Origin of the sequence: Blautia sp. JLR.GB0024 (genome assembly GCF_037000545.1) — a bacterium.
GTDB lineage: Bacteria > Bacillota > Clostridia > Lachnospirales > Lachnospiraceae > Blautia > Blautia celeris.
Genome location: NZ_JBANBF010000003.1, coordinates 70001 through 87180, shown reverse-complemented (window position 1 = coordinate 87180; position 17180 = coordinate 70001). Strand labels below are relative to the sequence as shown.

Here is a 17180-nt window from a genome sequence, read left to right as displayed (position 1 = left end):
CTCACGGAGGAAAAATCATGATTAATAAACTTACAGAGAAGATCAGGAAGACCCACGCACCTATCGTGGTGGGTCTGGACCCTATGCTCAATTATATTCCGAAACACATCCAGGATGCTGCATTCAAAGAGTGCGGCGAGACCCTGGAAGGGGCGGCAGAAGCTGTCTGGCAGTTCAATAAAGCAATTGTGGACGCCACCCATGACCTGATTCCGGCAGTAAAACCGCAGATCGCCATGTATGAGCAGTTTGGTATCCCGGGTCTTATGGCTTTTAAGAAGACAGTGGATTACTGTAAAGAAAAGGACCTGGTTGTCATCGGTGATATCAAGCGCGGTGATATCGGTTCCACATCTGCCGCTTACGCAGCCGGCCACATCGGCAGGGTTCAGGTGGGCAGCAAGGAGTACGCCGGATTTGATGAGGATTTTGTGACTGTGAATCCGTATCTGGGATCAGACGGTGTGAACCCGTTTATTGATGTGTGTAAAAAGGAGAAAAAAGGTCTTTTCATCCTTGTAAAGACCTCCAATCCGTCCAGCGGGGAGTTCCAGGACCAGTTAGTAAACGGAAGACCGCTCTATGAACTGGTGGGAGAAAAAGTTGCCGAGTGGGGTCAGGAATGCATGGGCGATTCATACAGCTATATCGGTGCCGTGGTAGGTGCCACTTATCCCGAGATGGGTAAGATCCTTCGCCGGATCATGCCGAAAGCCTACATCTTGGTTCCGGGATACGGTGCCCAGGGCGGACAGGGAAAAGACCTGGTGCATTTCTTTAATGAAGACGGCCTGGGAGCCATTGTAAATTCCTCCCGCGGTATTATTGCTGCCTACAAGCAGGAAAAATACGCCGAAATCGGCGAAGCGAATTTCGCGGATGCATCCCGCAGAGCAGTGGAAGATATGATCGCAGACATTGACGGCGCTCTTAAGGCTGTAAAATAAGGAGAGGACCATGGCAAAAGCAAAGATAACAAGTACAGTGATCCGGCAGGAGAAGCTGGCTGAGGGTGTGTACAGCATGTGGCTGGCAGCAGGAGAGATTGCGGCAGTCGCCAAACCGGGACAGTTTATCTCTGTCTACAGCAGGGACCAGAGCAGAATGCTGCCCCGCCCCATCAGCCTGTGTGAGATAGACAGAGAAGCGGGAAGCCTGCGGATCGTATACAGAACAGTTGGCAAAGGAACAGAGGAATTTTCAAAAGCCTGTGCAGGTGACACTCTGGATATACTGGGACCTCTGGGCAATGGGTTCCCGATGGAGGAGATCAGGGGAAAACGCGTGCTCATGATGGGCGGCGGCATCGGCGTGCCCCCTATGCTGCAGACTGCCAAAGAGGCGGATGCGGATGTGACCATCATATCCGGTTACCGAAGCGCAGACCTCTTCCTCGTAAAAGAGCTGGAGGCAGCGGGAAGGCTTTTTATCACAACAGAGGATGGAAGTGTTGGTACGAAAGGCAATGTTATGGATGCCATCCGTGAGAACCATATAGAGCCGGAAGTCATCCTTGCCTGCGGCCCGACCCCCATGCTGCGGGCTGTGAAGGCCTATGCAGAGGAAAAGAAAATAACATGCTATATCTCCCTGGAGGAGAAGATGGCATGCGGAATCGGTGCCTGTCTGGCCTGTGTCTGTCAGTCAAAGGAAGTGGACGGACACTCCCATGTGCATAACAAGAGAATCTGCAAGGACGGCCCGGTATTTTTGAGCACGGAGGTAGAGCTTTGATGAATACAAAAGTGAATCTGGCAGGTGTGGAACTGAAGAATCCTGTTATGACAGCCTCAGGAACCTTTGGCTCCGGGGCAGAATACAGCGAATTTGTGGATTTGAGCTGCCTTGGTGCTGTTGTCACAAAGGGTGTGGCAAGTGTACCCTGGCCGGGTAATCCCACACCGCGTATCGCGGAGACTTCCTGCGGCATGTTGAACGCCATCGGCCTGCAGAATCCCGGTATTGACGTGTTCTGCGAGAGAGACATCCCTTTCCTGAAAAAATATGATACAAAGATCATTGTCAATGTATGCGGAAAGAGTACAGAGGAATACTGTGAAGTAGTGGAGCGTCTGGCCGGGGAAGATGTGGATATGCTGGAGATCAATATCTCCTGCCCTAACGTGAAGGAAGGCGGCATTGCATTCGGACAGGATCCCAAAGCAGTGGAAGCCATCACCAGGGAAGTAAAGAAGCATGCAAAACAGCCGGTTATCATGAAACTCAGCCCAAATGTGACAGATATTACAGAGATGGCAAAGGCCGCTGAGGCAGGCGGCGCGGATGTGCTTTCCCTGATCAACACACTGACCGGCATGAAGATAGATATCAACAAGAGAACATTTGCACTGGCAAACAAGACAGGCGGTATGTCAGGTCCCTGTTTAAAACCTGTGGCTGTCCGCATGGTCTACCAGACAGCACGTGCGGTGAAACTGCCCATCATAGGCATGGGCGGCATCTGCAGTGCTGAGGATGCTCTGGAATTTATCCTGGCCGGCGCCACAGCCGTGTCCATAGGAACAGCTAATTTCACCAACCCCTATGCAACAGTGGAGACAGTCCGGGGGATTGAAGATTATATGAAGAAAAATAAAATTCAGGATATTCAATCCCTGATTGGTGTGGTAGAATAAACGGGAAGAGAAAACTAGGAGGAAATTCGATGGAAGCGTACAAACAGGAATTTATTGAATTTATGGTGGACTGCCAGGTGCTGAAATTCGGAGACTTCGTCACAAAGAGCGGACGGAACACCCCGTTTTTCGTAAACACCGGATTTTATAGAACAGGAGCACAGCTTCGCAAGCTGGGAGAATATTATGCCAGAGCCATTGCGGACAAGTTCGGATTTGACTTTGACGTATTGTTCGGACCTGCCTACAAGGGAATACCGCTGACAGTAGCAGCAACCATGGCGATCAGTGAGTTTTACGGAAAAGATATCCGCTACTGCTCCAACAGGAAAGAAGTAAAGGACCATGGGGATAAGGGAATCCTTCTGGGAAGCCCTATTGAGGACGGCGATAAGGTGGTCATCATCGAGGACGTGACAACAGCAGGCACCTCCATCGCAGAGACACTACCCATTATCAGGGCGCAGGGCAATGTAAGCCCCATCGGCCTTGTGGTATCTGTGGACCGCATGGAGCGGGGACAGGGCGAGAAGAGCGCACTTAAAGATATTGAAGAGAAGTACGGACTTGCCACAACAGCCATTGTAACCATGGAGGAGGTTGTGGAGCATCTGTACAACAAAGAGTACAAAGGAAAAGTTATCATTGATGATAAGATGAAAGCAGCCATTGATGCATATTATGAGAAATATGGCGCAAACGAGTAAACGATAATCATCTGACTTTGTCGGGACGGAAGGAAGTGTGCTGGATGAACGAAAAGATTTATAAGACTATGTCACGTGCCGGAGTCACCTCTCTGGTACTGGGAATTGTCGCTGCAGTTACAGGAATTGTCAGCGGTATTATGCTTATTATCAACGGAACAAAACTTTTAAGAAAAAGAAGTGAGATCACATTCTAGCCGGACAGAACAACACAAAAATAGGGAAGAGGGCGTTTTAGGCGGCCCTCTTCTTCATACATAGGAGAGACTATGCAATAGGAGTTTAGAACATTGAAAAATAAAACAAAAAGGAAAATCAAAGCGGCAGGAACCGTGTTGTTCCTGATTTATATACTTGCGCTTATTTATTTCCTGTTTTTCGCGGAGCGGTTCAGCGGGGTGGAGTTTGCCCAGAGGGAATACCACTACAACCTGACGCCCTTACAGGAAATCAGAAGATTCTGGATTTACAAAGAGCAGCTTGGAGTCTTAGCAGTGGTATCCAATCTGTTTGGAAATGTAATAGGTTTTGTTCCTTTTGGCCTGATTCTTCCCATCATTTGCAGAAATGCAAGGGGATTCTTTTTTATCACTTTTTCCGGTTTTGCATTGAGCCTTTGCGTGGAAACCATACAGCTTATCACGAAGCTGGGATGTTTTGATGTGGACGATATGATTTTGAATACAACTGGCGCGGCACTTGGATATATTCTTTTTGCCGTGAGCCATTATATATATAGAAAAAACAGGAGGAGACAGCATGGCAAAAAAACGCTATAAATATTCATTTACAAAAAAAAGACATACCAGAGGCGGAGTGGAATCCTCTATTCTGGCGCTGATGTCCGGCCTGCTGTTTTTTGGAGCAGCAATCTGTTCCCTGGTCATGAGTGGACAGGGCGGCATGTATCTGGGAGCTATGGGAATCCTGGCTCTTGGCTTGTCTGTATACGGGTTTATTCTGGGGCTGAAAAGCTTTTCGGAACAGAACCGTGCATTTCTTTACAGCAAGATCGGTTCCGTGGCCAACGGCGTGCTGATGGTCATCTGGATTGCGCTTTTTTTGGTAGGAATCTCATAAGGAGGAAATATGGACGATAGATTAAAAAAACAAATGGAATTTATGCTGGAGGTTGACAAGAGTAAATTTGTCCGCCGCCAGACTTACCTGTCAGACGGAATCCGCAGGGAGAATGACGCAGAGCACTCCTGGCATCTGGCGCTGATGGCAGCACTTCTGTCAGAGCACGCCAATGAGAAGATTGATATTGCCAGGACCATGCTCATGGTTCTCATACACGATATTGTAGAGATTGACGCAGGGGATACCTATGCCTATGACGATGCCGGCCATCTGGATAAGCGGGAGCGTGAGGTGAAGGCGGCAAAACGCATTTTCGGGCTGCTGCCGGAAGACCAGGCGGAGAAGATGATGGATCTGTGGGAGGAGTTCGAGGCTTCCGAGACACCGGAGGCAAAATTCGCCCACTCCCTTGACTGTGTGCAGCCTCTGATGCTCAATGACGCCACAGACGGCAAGTCCTGGAAAGAGCATGAGATCAAGAAATCACAGGTCATGAAAAGGAATGCGGGAACCGCACAGGGCTCTGCGCTGCTGATGGAGTATGTGAACGGCATTCTTGACAAAAATGTGGAAAAAGGAAATCTGAGAGATGAGTAGGGATACATTTTTGGAGGAACGTTTTGAACTGGTGAAGGGAAGAATCCGGGAAATGCAGCAGGAGATGGATGTGCCGGAGAGATTTTGCGGCTTTTTTCATGAGATGACATCCTACCTGAATTATGTGCTCACCCTTCATGAGAAGATCAGGGAAGGATGGCTGGAACATGCTGCCCTTTCAGAACTTCAGAAGAACAATGAGGAGCTTTACGGCAGGATACTGCCCGGAGCTTATGAGACGTCCTACGCGAATCCGGCCTATGCGGTGCGTATGCTCCAGGAGGAGTACGGAAGGCTTCTTTCCTTTCTGGCAGCAGAGGTGCGGGGGATCGTTGTCTATGCCTATGAGGACCGCCTCTTTGATATGACGGTGCTCATGGAGCTTTATGTGCAGATCTACAATTTGCTGGAGGAGCCGACAGTGCCTGCGCAGGAGATAAGAGATACCCTGTACTGGTATGTGAGTGATTACAGTGAGGAGATGGTTGGGAGAAGAATCCGGGAAGCGGTGGACCCTTCTCTTGATTTTGCTGTGCGCATTGTCTGTGACAGTGACCTTACAGATTCCAGATATTTGTATAAGTACGGGGAGTATGTGACAGAGAATGAAATCGCCATGGCAGAATATCTGAACCGTTTTTCTGAGGAGGAGACAGAGGCCATGGCCCGTACCTTTACAGAAGGTTACAGGATCGGGTTTATCAACGGGAGAAAAGACATTTCCAAAAAGAACAGTGTGAATATCCGTTATCAGCTTGGCTTTGAGCGCATGGTAAGAGCGGCTGTCCGCCAGTTTGAGGACATGGGATTAAAGCCTGTGATTTACCGGAGCGCCGTCCATGCGGTGAATAAAAAGCAGCACCACAGGATTGGCTATTACGGGGCAATTCCAAATAAACAGTATGATTATGACCACAAGGATGACGCGGCGCTGTTTTTGAACCAGGAGTTTGTACAGCGTAAGCTCCGTGTTATGCAGGTGGCTTATGAGCAGGTAAAAGACCTTGCCAATACCCACGGAGGCCCGGCTGTTATAGAGACCTTCGGGGAAACACCTTTTACTCCCGTGAGTAAAAAGGAGGCCTTTTCCCTGTCATCCCACCAGCAGAAACTGCAGGTGGTCTATGACAATGAGGCGGGACAGATCGTGAACCGCTATATCAAGGGGGAAGAGCGCAGCTTTACCATCATTGCCTATCCGGTCTGTGAGATAGGTGAGAAATTCGGGGATATTTTCCGGGAAACCGTGCGCCTGAACACCCTTGACTATCGTCTGTATCAGGGAATCCAGCAGAAGCTTATTGATGCCCTGGATGAAGGGTGCGAGGTCAGGATCAAGGGCAGGGGCGGCAACCGGACGGATATGACGGTGCGCCTCCATGACCTTACAGATCCGGAAAAACAGACGAATTTTGAAAACTGTTTGGCAGATGTGAACATCCCTGTGGGGGAAGTCTTCACAAGCCCGGTTCTTCATGGAACGAACGGTGTGCTGCACGTGTCAGGCGTGTATCTGGACGGCTTGTATTACAGGAATCTGGAGATAACTTTCCGGGATGGGAAAGTTTCAGATTATATCTGCGCCAATTTTGAGACAGAGGAGGAGAACAGGGATTATATTAAGGAAAATATCCTGTTCCACCACGATATGCTGCCCTTGGGGGAATTTGCCATCGGCACTAACACCACGGCCTATGTGATGGCTAAGAAATACCGGATTGAGGACATTCTGCCTATTCTCATTGCGGAGAAGATGGGACCGCACTTTGCAGTGGGTGATACTTGCTACAGCTGGTCTGAGGATACCGCAGTGTATAATCCCGACGGGAAAGAGATCATTGCCAGGGACAATGAAGTGTCTGTTTTAAGAAGGATCGATGCGGGCAAAGCCTACTTCGGATGCCATACGGATATTACCATTCCTTATGAGGAGCTGGGAGAGATCACAGCGGTGAAAAGGGACGGCAGCCGGATACCGATCATAAAAGACAGCCGTTTTGTACTGCCGGGGACTGAGGAACTGAACCGGGTGCTGGATGAGTGATGTTTCTTTTTCATACGCCGGGCCGCAGATGTCGGACCCGGCCCTCCTTTTGTAAAAAAACATGTATTTCTGTACGATTATGTCAAAAATCACGACGATTATGTACATTTTGCTTTCTGCTTTTGTTTGTGCAGTATAATGAGGAAGAAGATGTTGTGAGACAAATATTTACATGGGAAAAAGGGGAGTAATATTTATGAAGAAACGTATAGCGGCAATTGTGCTTGCAGGGCTGCTCGCAGTATCCGTACTTGGGGCAGGATGTGGAAAAAACGAAGCGGAGGATAAAGATACACAAAAAAAGACAGAGGCTGGGGTGGATGGGACAGAGAAAACGAAGGACAGAAAAGAGCAGACGGTGGTAAAGCCAGTGAAAAAGCCGGATACTTCCGGGGACGGGGAGCAAGAAGATGCATCGCCGAAGAAGGAAGAGGGGACAGATGCCCAATCCGGCGCGGGAATATCCGGGCAGCAGGAATACAATACCGGGGAGGAAGCGTCTGGACAGGTAGAAAATGTTGACAGTGAGGATAACACTGCCGGCACTGATGATACGGATGATAGTACAGAAGAACCCGGAGGCCCGCAGACCGTGACCGGTATCATTCAGGATATCAGTGGTTCCACCCTGGGAATTATGGAAGCGGACGGCGGTGTCTACGGATTTGACACAGGCATACTCTCCGGTTTTGATGATTCTTACCAGATTGGGGATACGGTTACCGTTACATACGAGGGAGATACCATGAACCCCGACAGCGCAGAGATTTCACACTGACAGGACAGAGAAAGACTTGTACTTTTGGCTGCAGCCTGTACATTTTTGGGAAGCCGGAGAAAAACGGCTTCCTTTTTATGTGAAAATCCGCCTTTTTCCCCTATAAGCTGCCATCAAAAATGAGATATGAGGTTGACAATATTTAGAACTCTATGTAAAATTGTTCTGTAAAGATGAAAGTAAGCGTTGTGGTCCGCAAATCTTCGGGGCACAGCTTGTTATCACGGGACTGCTTCTGGCATTCCCGTAATCCAGCAACAACAAAATTCAAAAATAAAGGAGATAAAGTCATGGCAAAAGTTGGAATTGTTATGGGAAGTGACTCCGATATGCCTGTTATGAAAAAAGCAGCAGACATGTTGGAAAAATTTGGAATCGAGTATGAGATGAAGATCATTTCAGCTCACAGAGAACCGGATGTGTTCTTTGAGTACGCAAAGACAGCGGAGGAGAAAGATTTCAAAGTCATCATTGCAGGTGCAGGAATGGCAGCTCACCTTCCAGGCATGTGTGCAGCGATTTTCCCCATGCCGGTTATCGGTATCCCCATGCACACCACATCTTTAGGAGGAAGAGACTCCCTGTATTCCATCGTACAGATGCCGTCCGGAATTCCGGTTGCAACAGTTGCAATCAACGGAGGAGCCAATGCCGGTATTCTGGCAGCCAAGATTTTAGCAACTTCCGACCCGGAACTGCTGCAGAAGTTAAAAGACTATAAAGAAGAGCTGAAAGACCAGGTCGTTGCAAAAGATGCAAGACTGCAGGAAGTTGGATATAAAGAATATTAGTAACTGTTTAGTCAGGTCTGCGCATTTACTGCGCTGACCGTGCAAAAGAGTAGTGGCGGCAGGTATTCGCCCCATCGCGAAGCGATTTTTAATGGGCGAATACCCGTAACGATTCAGCGGGCTGAATAGTTACGAATATTAATACAGAACCTTTGGAGGATGAATATGGATTACAAGAATGCCGGTGTAGATATTGAAGCAGGCTACAAATCAGTAGAGTTGATGAAGGAACACATTAAAAAGACCATGAGACCGGAAGTGCTCACCAATATCGGTGGATTTTCCGGTGCCTTTTCCATGGATGCATTTAAGAACATGGAGAAACCGACTCTGGTATCAGGAACAGACGGTGTGGGTACCAAGCTGAAACTGGCTTTCATAATGGATAAGCATGACACAGTGGGAATTGACTGTGTGGCTATGTGCGTAAATGATATCGCGTGCGCAGGCGGAGAACCGCTGTTTTTCCTGGATTATATTGCCTGCGGCAAGAACTACCCGGAAAAGATCGCTGAGATCGTCAAAGGTGTGGCGGCAGGCTGTGAGCAGTCAAATGCAGCCCTCATCGGCGGTGAGACAGCAGAGATGCCCGGATTCTATCCGGAAGATGAATATGACCTGGCAGGATTTGCTGTGGGCGTTGTAGATGAAAAAGACCTGATCACAGGCAAGGAGTTAAAAGACGGCGATGTACTTGTGGGCATGGCGTCCTCCGGTGTGCACAGCAATGGATTTTCCCTTGTGAGAAAAGTGTTCGACATGACAAAAGAGTCTCTGGACACTTACTATGACGAGCTGGGCAAAACCCTGGGTGAGGCACTGATCGCACCGACTAAGATCTATGTTAAGGCATTGAGAAGCGTAAAGGAAGCCGGCGTCCGCATCAAGGGCTGCAGCCATATCACAGGCGGCGGATTCTATGAGAACGTGCCCAGAATGCTGAAAGACGGCGTATGCGCAGTGATCGAAAAGGACAGCTACCCAATCCCTCCGATCTTCACTTTGATGGCGAAAAAAGGTGAGATTGACGAGAAAATGATGTACAACACCTACAACATGGGTATCGGTATGGTGATGGCTGTGGACGCGGCAGATGTGGAGAAGACCATGGAAGCTGTGAAGGCAGCAGGCGAGACGCCCTATGTCATCGGACGCATCGAGGCAGGAGACAAAGACGTTAAATTAGTGTAGTATGATAAGTTCCCGCAGATTCCTGCATAGACAGGCAGTCTGCGGGCTTTCAACTCATGGAGAAAGGCTGGTAAGACAATGCTGAGACTGGCAGTTCTGGTATCCGGCGGCGGTACAAACCTGCAGGCCATAATAGATGCCATTGACAAGAAAACAATTACGAATGCGGAGATTTCCGTGGTTATCAGCAACAATCCCGGCGCCTATGCGCTGGAGCGCGCCAAAACACATGGAATTGACGCGCTGTGCGTATCCCCGAAAAACTATGAGAACAGAGCAGCCTTCAATCAGGCGCTTCTTGAGACCCTGCAGTCCTACAAGCCGGATCTGGTCGTTCTTGCAGGCTGCCTTGTGGTGATCCCCGAGATCATGGTAAAAGCTTTTCCGAATAAGATCATCAACATCCATCCTGCACTGATTCCTGCTTTTTGCGGAACCGGCTATTACGGGCTCAAAGTCCATGAAGCTGTCTTAAAAAGAGGTGCGAAAGTGACGGGTGCCACGGTACATTTTGTGGACGAGGGTACAGACACAGGCCCGATCATTCTGCAGAAAGCAGTGGAAGTAAACGAAGGGGATACCCCGGAAATCCTGCAGAGAAGAGTCATGGAGGAGGCAGAGTGGGTCATTATGCCAAAAGCCATTGATCTGATCGCAAACGGCAGGATAATTGTGGAAGACGGTATTGTGAAAACAAAAGAGTGAACGGAAGGAAGAGGCGCAATATGAAAGTATTAATTATCGGAAGCGGCGGAAGAGAGCATGCCATTGCATGGAAAGTGGCACAGAGCCCCAAAGTGGACAAGATTTACTGTGCACCGGGCAATGCGGGAATTGCGGAGTATGCCCAGTGTGTAGATATAAAAGCCATGGAATTTGAAAAGCTGGCTGCATTTGCTAAGGAAAACGCTATTGACCTTACAGTTGTGGGAATGGATGACCCGCTGGTAGGCGGTGTTGTAGATGTATTTGAGAGAGAGGGTCTGCGTGTATTCGGCCCGAGAAAAAATGCCGCCATTCTGGAAGGCTCCAAGGCATTTTCAAAAGACCTGATGAAAAAATACAATATCCCCACAGCGGGCTATGAGAATTTTGAGGATGCAGAGGAGGCCTTAAAGTATCTGCGTGAAAAGGCTGAGTTCCCCATTGTTCTGAAGGCGGACGGCCTTGCGCTTGGAAAAGGCGTGCTGATCTGCAACACCCTGGAGGAGGCAGAGGAAGGCGTCAAAACCATTATGCTGGATAAAAAATTCGGCTCCGCAGGCAACACACTGGTTGTGGAGGAGTTCATGACTGGCCGTGAAGTGTCTGTGCTCTCCTTTGTGGATGGCAAGACGATCAAGACTATGACTTCCGCTCAGGACCACAAGCGCGCAAAAGACGGAGACCAGGGCCTGAATACAGGCGGCATGGGAACCTTCTCCCCAAGTCCTTTCTATACAAAGGAAGTGGATGATTTCTGTGAAAAATACATCTATCAGGCCACTGTGGACGCAATGGCTTCTGAGGGAAGAGAGTTCAAGGGAATTATTTTCTTCGGACTCATGCTCACAGAGAAGGGGCCAAAAGTTCTGGAATACAATGCGCGTTTTGGAGATCCGGAAGCACAGGTTGTCATTCCGAGACTGAAAAATGACATTGTGGAAGTGTTCGAGGCATGTGTGGACGGCAGGCTGGATGAGATCGACCTGCAGTTTGAGGATAATGCAGCAGTCTGCGTGGTTCTGGCTTCTGACGGATATCCGGTATCTTATGAGAAGGGATATCCCATCAAGGGGCTGGATACCTTCAAAGACAAGGACGGTTACTATGTGTTCCACGCCGGAACTGCCTTCAAAGACGGTGAGATCGTTACAAACGGAGGCCGTGTGCTGGGAGTGACCGCAAAGGGAGCAAATCTGAAGGAAGCCCGTGCCAATGCGTACAAGGCAGTTCAGTGGATCGATTTTGACAACAAATACATGCGCAGTGACATCGGCAAAGCAATCGACGAGGCATAAAAGGAAAGCAATTGATACAAAGGAAAAGGAAACGCCGCATACGCCGGGCGTTTCCTTTTTTTGCCCATCCACTTGAACAACGTCTTTATTTGTGCTATCCTATATATAACAAATTCCAAAAGAGAAAGCAGGTGGAAGGATGTTGATAGAGATCGATTTCAACAGTGAGGAAGCAATCTACGTTCAGCTGTGTAATCAGATTATTTTGGGAATTGCCACCTCCAAGCTTCAGGAGGGTGAAAATCTTCCTTCTGTCAGACAACTGGCTGACACCATAGGCATTAACATGCATACGGTAAATAAAGCCTACTCGGTTTTAAAGCAGGAGGGGTTTGTCACGATCGACAGGAGAAGAGGCGCTGTCATTTCCATAGATGCGGATAAGATACGTGCCCTGGAGGAGATGAAGGAAGAACTGAGGGTTCTTTTGGCAAAAGGAAGCTGCCGGAATATTTCCAGGGCAGAGGTCCATGAGCTGATAGATGAAATCTATGAAGAATATGAGTAAAATAAGGAGACTTGCATGAAAGAACGTTATTCAAAGCAGGCAGTAAATGCGCTGAAAGCCGCTGAGAAAACTGCCGAGGGACGCAGCCACAACTATGTGGGCACCGAGCACCTGCTTGCAGGACTGCTGAAGGAGACGGCGGGAACAGCCGGACTTGTCCTTGCGGAAGCCGGCGTGGAGGAGATGAAGCTGCTGGCGCTGATCGATAAACTGATCGCCCCCCAGGGGGATGTGGCACTTGAAAATCCACAGGGATATACACCGAGGGCACAGAAGGTGCTTGATAACGCCAGAGAGGAAGCCGGCAATTTCGGCGGCGGCGTCATAGGCACGGAGCATATTCTGATCGCCATGCTGAAGGAATATGACTGTGTGGGGACCAGACTTCTCCACACACTGGGAATCAATATACAGCAGCTCTATCTGGATGTGCTGAAGGCCATGGGCAAGGATAAAATGATTCCAAAGGAGGATCTGCAGAGCGGCAATCTGATGAAGGCATCCACCGGAAGCCAGACACCCACCCTGGACCAATACAGCCGCGATCTTACCAAAATGGCTGCAGACGGGAAACTGGACCCTGTCATCGGCAGGGAAAAGGAAATTTCAAGGATCATCCAGATCCTGAGCCGGAGAAGCAAGAACAACCCCTGCCTGATCGGTGAGCCCGGCGTGGGCAAGACTGCCATCACAGAGGGACTTGCACAGCGGATCGTGTGGGGACTTGTGCCTGAGAACATGCTGGATAAGCGTGTGGTAGTGCTGGATTTGTCCGGTATGGTGGCAGGCAGCAAATACAGAGGAGAATTTGAAGAGAGAATCAAAAAAGTAGTACAGGAAGTCATGAACAATAAGGGAATCCTTCTGTTCATCGACGAGCTGCACACTATTATCGGCGCAGGCGGCGCGGAGGGGGCACTGGATGCGTCCAATATTTTGAAACCATCCCTTTCCAGAGGAGAGATTCAGCTCATCGGCGCCACGACCATAGATGAATACAGAAAATATATTGAAAAGGACGCTGCACTGGAGCGGAGATTCCAGCCGGTCATGGTGGAGGAGCCATCCAAGGAGGAGGCCGTGGAAATCTTAAAAGGCCTTGCGCCTTATTATGAAAAGCATCATGGGGCAGTCATTGAGGAGTCAGCCATAGAGGCAGCCGTGACCATGAGCATTCGGTATATCAATGACAGGTTCCTTCCGGATAAGGCCATAGACCTGCTTGACGAGGCGGCATCCAAGGTTCAGCTTGCCGGTTATAAGACGCCGGAGGGTATTGTGCAGACAGAGAACCATCTCCGCCACATCTACGCAGCCAAGGAGGAGGCCGTGAAAGCCCAGGATTTTGATTTGGCGAAGGAACTCCAGGCGGAGCAGGAAAAAGCCGAGGAAGAGCTGAATAAGGCCCGTGAGCGGTATGAAAAGCAGTGCAGGAATAAGAAGCTGGTGGTAAAGGAAGAGGACATCGCCGAGGTGGTGTCGGACTGGACAAAGATACCGGTCAAAAAGCTGGCGGAAGGTGAGTCAAAACGCCTTGCCCGTCTGGAGCATATCCTTCACAGGCGTGTCATCGGCCAGGATGAAGCAGTATCCGCAGTGGCAAAAGCGGTGAAGAGAGGACGCGTGGGACTCAAAGACCCCAAGCGCCCCATTGGTTCTTTTCTGCTGCTGGGCCCCACCGGCGTAGGAAAGACAGAGCTTTCAAAAGCGCTGGCAGAGGCGGTATTCGGAAGCGAGCAGTCCATGATCCGTGTGGATATGTCCGAGTATATGGAGAAGCACAGCGTCTCCAAGCTGATCGGTTCACCGCCGGGATATGTGGGCTATGAGGAGGGTGGCCAGTTCAGTGAGAAGGTCCGCAGGAATCCTTACAGCGTCATCCTTTTCGATGAAATCGAGAAGGCACATCCGGATGTGTTCAATATTCTGCTCCAGGTGCTGGACGACGGCCATATTACAGATGCCCAGGGAAGGAAAGTGGATTTCAAGGAGACCATCATCATCATGACCTCCAACGCAGGTGCCCAGGCCATCGTAGCGCCGAAAAAGCTGGGATTCGGAGCCGTGGAAGATGAAAAGCAGGATTACAGAAGGATGAAGGAAGGGGTAATGGAAGAGGTAAAACGCATGTTCAAGCCTGAATTCCTGAACCGTATCGATGAGATCATCGTCTTCCACACCCTCAACAAAGAAGAGATCAAGAAGATCGTGGGAATCCTCATGAAGGATCTGATCAAACGCTGCAGGGACCAGATGAACATCACCTTAAAGGTGCGGGACAGCGTAAAAGAGCTCATCGCGAAAGAAGGTTTTGATCCAAAGTACGGCGCAAGACCGCTGAAACGGGCTATCCAGAACAAGATTGAGGATGTCATGGCAGAGGAGATCCTGGAAGGGAAGATTAAAGAGGGCGATGAGGTGACTCTGGGCATTTCTAAACAGGGAATAAAATTTGTGGTAAATCCGTCGAATGACTAGAAAAAGATTACGAATTATGGTAACATGCATATAAGGTTTCCATTGAGAAATATAACCAAAGACACCGGAAGGCACGAGGGTATCAAGGCCCCGGTGAAAGACATAAGTGGGAGGACATTGAGATGTCAGTAGTAAAAGAGTTAATACGAACAGAGGAAAACGGTAAAATCAGCTTTGGAAATTATGAATTGGCAGCAAAATCCAAACTTTCCGACTTTGAGCATGACGGAGATATGTATAAAGTAAAGACATATAATGAAATTACAAAGCTGGAGCGCAACGGCATGTTCGTGTATGAATCTGTTCCGGGAACTGCAGTTCTGGATCTTGATGTAGTGGAGGATGGCATGAGCTTTCTGGTAGAGGGCCCCAAAGATGCGCAGATCACCGTGGAACTGGAAGAAGATACAGAGTATGCAATTACCATAGATGGAGTAAATGCAGGTCAGATGAAGACAAATCTGGGCGGCAAGCTGTCCTTCAGCGTTGAGCTTGAGCAGTCCGAGCAGGTATCTGTAAGTATCAGGAAACTGTAAAAAGGATTTTGTCCGAACGGGCAGCAGTTTAAAAATCAGCGGGTCGGAGTGTGGTGCTCCGGCCCTTTTTCAATTTTACGCGAAAATTTGACGGAAGGAAAACAGAAAGGATTAAGATATGGCAAAGGCTAAGAAAACCGTTTTTTTCTGCCAGAACTGCGGATATGAATCTGCGAAATGGATGGGGCAGTGCCCGGGATGCCGGGAGTGGAATTCCTTTGTGGAGGAGACTGTTTCACAGGGGGCGAAAAAAAGCTCCGGGCAGGCAACAGCAGGCAGTCCGGGAGGACGGGCAGGCAAGCCGGTGAAGCTTTCCGAGATTGACATCCGTGAGGACAACCGGGTAAAGACCGGAATGGATGAATTAGACCGGGTTCTGGGCGGCGGCGTGGTCCAGGGCTCCATGGTTCTGGTGGGCGGAGATCCGGGTATCGGAAAATCAACCCTTCTTCTGCAGGTGTGCAAGCTTCTTTCAGATCTGGGGCATAAGATTCTCTACATATCAGGGGAGGAATCCCTGCAGCAGATTAAAATGCGGGCACGGCGTATCGGGGAATTTAATGAGAACCTGCGCCTTCTCTGTGAGACGAACCTGGAGACCATCAGTACGACCATAGAAAATGAGAAGCCTGAGGCAGTAATCATTGACTCTATCCAAACCATGTATAATGAGGAGGTATCATCCGCGCCGGGCAGTGTCTCACAGGTCCGGGAATCCACAGGCATACTTATGAAGATCGCAAAGGGCAGCGGTATCTCCGTATTTATTGTAGGTCATGTGACGAAGGACGGAAGTGTTGCCGGTCCCCGAGTTCTGGAACACATGGTGGATACCGTGCTCTATTTTGAAGGGGACAGGCATGCCTCTTACCGGATTTTGAGAAGTGTAAAGAACCGTTTCGGCTCCACCAATGAAATCGGTGTGTTTGAGATGCAGGAGCGCGGCCTGGTGGAGGTGAAAAACCCCTCCCAGGTTATGCTGAACGGGCGCCCCACAGATGCCTCCGGGACAGTAGTAGTGTGCTCTTTGGAGGGAACACGTCCAATCCTGATAGAAATCCAGGCGCTGGTGACAAAGACAAACTTTGGCCTTCCCAGAAGGACTTCCGTAGGCATAGACTATAACCGTGTCAACCTGCTGATGGCAGTCCTGGAGAAGCGCGCAGGTCTGGCGCTTGGAAACTGCGATGCATACGTCAATCTGGCAGGTGGCATGAAACTGGGGGAACCGGCCATTGATCTGGGAATCGTGGTAGCCATCATATCCAGCTATAAGAACAGGACTGTGGACCCGGATACCCTGATCTTCGGTGAGGTGGGCCTGTCCGGTGAAGTGCGGGGAGTCAGTCAGGCACAACAGAGGGTGAAGGAAGCGGAAAAAATGGGATTTACCACCTGCATTATGCCAAAGGCAAATCTGGAAGGGCTGCAGGGAGAGTTTCAGATTCGTCTGATCGGAGTGGGGAATCTGAAAGATGTGATGGGATATATATAAGATATGAGCTGTGCATCCTTGTATCCATCTCTGGGAAGAGATGGATACAAGCGTCGGTCTCTGTATAGGAGAATGAAAGGGTGAAAATGTGGAGCCTGCCAGTACAAGAAAGAGATATAGAAAACGCGGCTTTGAAAAGGCGATGCTGACAGCAGTATGGATTCGGTGCAGAGAAAATGTTGTTAATTGTACATATGTGGAGCTATATGGTGACTGGAGGGAGAAGTTTATGCTTCGGCATGGTTCAGAACATATGAAAAAATGGGGATTTGGGTTAAGGATGAGGAGGATAATATATAAAATTATCAAAAAATGAAATTTATTGTTGACACCAGT

At 49.2% G+C, this 17180-nt stretch carries 19 protein-coding genes; all 19 read left to right on the top strand.

The genetic code is table 11. The annotated features are described in order from the left end of the window. Positions 1-17: 17 nt before the first annotated feature. The 19 genes from pyrF (at position 18) to V8Q34_RS08490 (ending at position 17160) form a co-directional block, all read left to right on the top strand. A complete protein-coding gene (pyrF, locus tag V8Q34_RS08580; protein WP_033140970.1) occupies positions 18-947 on the top strand; it encodes an orotidine-5'-phosphate decarboxylase in 930 nt (309 codons plus the stop codon). Positions 948-957: 10 nt separating this feature from the next. Continuing rightward, positions 958-1734 carry a dihydroorotate dehydrogenase electron transfer subunit gene (locus tag V8Q34_RS08575; protein WP_033140971.1) on the top strand — a complete coding sequence of 259 codons (777 nt, stop codon included), beginning with the start codon at positions 958-960 and terminating at the stop codon, positions 1732-1734. Continuing rightward, on the top strand, positions 1734-2636 hold the full coding sequence (locus V8Q34_RS08570; protein WP_181014480.1) for a dihydroorotate dehydrogenase: 903 nt from the start codon (positions 1734-1736) through the stop codon (positions 2634-2636). The genes V8Q34_RS08575 and V8Q34_RS08570 overlap by 1 nt, the downstream gene beginning before the upstream one ends. Positions 2637-2665: 29 nt before the next feature. After that, positions 2666-3343: an orotate phosphoribosyltransferase gene (gene pyrE, locus V8Q34_RS08565; RefSeq protein ID WP_335835229.1), complete on the top strand. Its 678-nt coding sequence runs from the start codon at positions 2666-2668 to the stop codon at positions 3341-3343. A 44-nt stretch (positions 3344-3387) separates the two neighbouring features. Beyond that, the gene (locus tag V8Q34_RS08560) at positions 3388-3540 is read left to right on the top strand and encodes a hypothetical protein (RefSeq protein ID WP_033140974.1); all 153 of its coding nucleotides are present in this window, start codon (positions 3388-3390) and stop codon (positions 3538-3540) included. A 93-nt stretch (positions 3541-3633) separates the two neighbouring features. Further along, entirely contained in the window at positions 3634-4122 is a 489-nt protein-coding gene (locus V8Q34_RS08555; protein ID WP_033140975.1) for a VanZ family protein, read from the top strand. Then, the gene (locus V8Q34_RS08550; protein ID WP_033140976.1) at positions 4103-4423 is read left to right on the top strand and encodes a DUF6142 family protein; all 321 of its coding nucleotides are present in this window, start codon (positions 4103-4105) and stop codon (positions 4421-4423) included. The genes V8Q34_RS08555 and V8Q34_RS08550 overlap by 20 nt, the downstream gene beginning before the upstream one ends. Positions 4424-4432: 9 nt before the next feature. Next, a complete protein-coding gene (locus V8Q34_RS08545; protein ID WP_335835228.1) occupies positions 4433-5023 on the top strand; it encodes an HD domain-containing protein in 591 nt (196 codons plus the stop codon). Beyond that, positions 5016-7067: an aminopeptidase gene (locus tag V8Q34_RS08540; protein WP_227211295.1), complete on the top strand. Its 2052-nt coding sequence runs from the start codon at positions 5016-5018 to the stop codon at positions 7065-7067. The genes V8Q34_RS08545 and V8Q34_RS08540 overlap by 8 nt, the downstream gene beginning before the upstream one ends. Before the next feature lie 196 nt (positions 7068-7263). Beyond that, on the top strand, positions 7264-7845 hold the full coding sequence (locus V8Q34_RS08535) for a hypothetical protein (RefSeq protein ID WP_146051786.1): 582 nt from the start codon (positions 7264-7266) through the stop codon (positions 7843-7845). A 290-nt stretch (positions 7846-8135) separates the two neighbouring features. Further along, positions 8136-8636, top strand: a complete 501-nt coding sequence (gene purE / locus V8Q34_RS08530; RefSeq protein ID WP_033140980.1) for a 5-(carboxyamino)imidazole ribonucleotide mutase — start codon at positions 8136-8138, stop codon at positions 8634-8636. Between the two features lie 165 nt (positions 8637-8801). Then, positions 8802-9827, top strand: a complete 1026-nt coding sequence (gene purM, locus V8Q34_RS08525; protein WP_103732512.1) for a phosphoribosylformylglycinamidine cyclo-ligase — start codon at positions 8802-8804, stop codon at positions 9825-9827. 78 nt (positions 9828-9905) lie between these two features. Beyond that, positions 9906-10532: a phosphoribosylglycinamide formyltransferase gene (gene purN / locus V8Q34_RS08520; RefSeq protein WP_256139813.1), complete on the top strand. Its 627-nt coding sequence runs from the start codon at positions 9906-9908 to the stop codon at positions 10530-10532. 20 nt (positions 10533-10552) lie between these two features. Next, complete coding sequence (purD, locus tag V8Q34_RS08515) at positions 10553-11827, top strand: phosphoribosylamine--glycine ligase (protein ID WP_148393741.1); 1275 nt, start codon at positions 10553-10555, stop codon at positions 11825-11827. A gap of 139 nt (positions 11828-11966) precedes the next feature. Beyond that, positions 11967-12335, top strand: coding sequence for a GntR family transcriptional regulator (locus V8Q34_RS08510; RefSeq protein ID WP_033144213.1), 369 nt, complete (start codon positions 11967-11969; stop codon positions 12333-12335). A gap of 15 nt (positions 12336-12350) precedes the next feature. Then, complete coding sequence (locus V8Q34_RS08505) at positions 12351-14813, top strand: ATP-dependent Clp protease ATP-binding subunit (protein WP_103732514.1); 2463 nt, start codon at positions 12351-12353, stop codon at positions 14811-14813. Between the two features lie 122 nt (positions 14814-14935). Then, positions 14936-15349, top strand: a complete 414-nt coding sequence (locus V8Q34_RS08500) for a hypothetical protein (RefSeq protein WP_033144211.1) — start codon at positions 14936-14938, stop codon at positions 15347-15349. Between the two features lie 118 nt (positions 15350-15467). Beyond that, the gene (gene radA / locus V8Q34_RS08495) at positions 15468-16844 is read left to right on the top strand and encodes a DNA repair protein RadA (protein WP_033144210.1); all 1377 of its coding nucleotides are present in this window, start codon (positions 15468-15470) and stop codon (positions 16842-16844) included. Positions 16845-16932: 88 nt separating this feature from the next. Continuing rightward, a complete protein-coding gene (locus tag V8Q34_RS08490) occupies positions 16933-17160 on the top strand; it encodes a hypothetical protein (RefSeq protein WP_033144209.1) in 228 nt (75 codons plus the stop codon). The last annotated feature ends 20 nt before the right edge of the window (positions 17161-17180 follow it).